This window comes from Xanthomonas sp. SHU 199 (genome assembly GCF_000364665.1).
GTDB lineage: Bacteria > Pseudomonadota > Gammaproteobacteria > Xanthomonadales > Xanthomonadaceae > Xanthomonas_A > Xanthomonas_A sontii.
The window spans coordinates 1-1,326 of record NZ_AQOI01000578.1; the positions used below are offsets into that span (position 1 = coordinate 1).

2 protein-coding genes are annotated in these 1,326 nt (G+C 73.9%); one reads left to right on the forward strand and one right to left on the reverse strand.

Annotation, left to right across the window (positions count from 1 at the left end; translation table 11 throughout):
- A partial coding sequence (locus D183_RS0117020; RefSeq protein WP_017910057.1) for a glycosyltransferase family 2 protein occupies positions 1-460 on the reverse strand: 460 nt, incomplete at its 3' end.
- A gap of 432 nt (positions 461-892) precedes the next feature.
- On the opposite strand from D183_RS0117020, the gene D183_RS0117025 reads away from it, so the two are divergent.
- Positions 893-1,326: phosphotransferase (locus D183_RS0117025; protein WP_017910058.1), on the forward strand; the 434-nt coding region annotated here is incomplete at its 3' end.

Consider the following 1,326-nt stretch of genomic DNA (forward strand, 5'->3'; position numbering starts at 1 on the left):
TCAGCGCCAGCCGCGAACCGGCCAGGGGATGCCGCAGCATCGCCGCGAAGTCCGGGTCGCGGCGGCGTACCGCGGCGTCGGCGCGGCCGTACTCGTCGACCTGCTCCACGCCCAGCAGCGCCTCGCCGAGCGCGGCGGCCTGCGCGCGCAACTGGGCCAGAGTGTCGGGCTCGACCATCAGGTCGGGATTGACGAAGGCCAGCCACGGCGCGTCGCTGGCCGCGGCGCCCTGGTTGCAGGCGGTGGCGAAGCCGGGGTTGTCGGGATTGGCGATGAAGCGCACCCGCGCATCGTCCAGCGCGTGCCGCTGCACCACGGCGAGGGTGTCGTCGCGCGAGGCGTTGTCGACCACCCGGATCTGCGCCACCTCGGCCGCCGCGCGCAACCGCTGCAGACAGGCATCGATGGTGCTGCCGCTCTCGTAGGTCACCACCACCACGGCTATCTGCTGTTCGCTCATCGGCCGATTATCCCGTATGTCCCCCGCATGCGCCGCCCGCCACGCGCACGGCGGGCATGGCGGCGGCGGCGATTGCCGCGCATACTCTGCGCCCCGTGCGCTGCGCGGCCGCCTGCGGCCCCGCGCGCATGGGAGACGGAGCGATCCGTGTCCTCTCCTTCGCCCAGTGCAGATGCCGGTCAGCGTTGTTTCCTGTCCCAGGCTGCCGCCCCACCCCGCAGACCGCGCGCGCCGACTGAGCCCGCGCCCATGCCGAGACGCCGGCGGCGCCCGCTTCTCCGCTCCCGATCGCGCGACCGGGCCCTGCCCCGGGCCTCCTCACCCTTGGTCTAGACCAACCACCCGCAAGGGCCGCGCTGTGGCGCATGGCATGCCCAGCCTGCGGCCGCTGGCACGGCGCGGCGGGTCGTGCCGGCACCGCGAGGCACGCGCATGAGCGCCCGCCACCAGATGCACGGCATGGGCATGCAGACCGTGGCTGCCGACTGGCCGCCGCTGTCCGATGGCGAGGTGGAAGCCCTGTTGCAGCAGTACGCCCTGCCCGGCCGCCTGCACGCCTTGCGTTGGCACAGCCCGCGCCCGTTTTCGGCGGCGGCGCAGGTCGAGACCAGCGTCGGCACGCTGTTCGTCAAGCGCCACCACCGCCGCGTGCGCGATCTGCATGCCTTGGGCGAGGAGCACGCCTTCATCGCGCATCTGCGCGCGCAGGGTGTGCCGGTGCCGGAGGTGTTGCGCGACCGCGATGGCGCCAGCGCCGTGCGGCGCGGCCACTGGACCTACGAGGTGATGCGCGCCGGCGAGGGCGAGGACCGCTACCGCGAGGCGATGTCGTGGACGCCGTTCGCCGACACCGCGCAGGCCGCTGC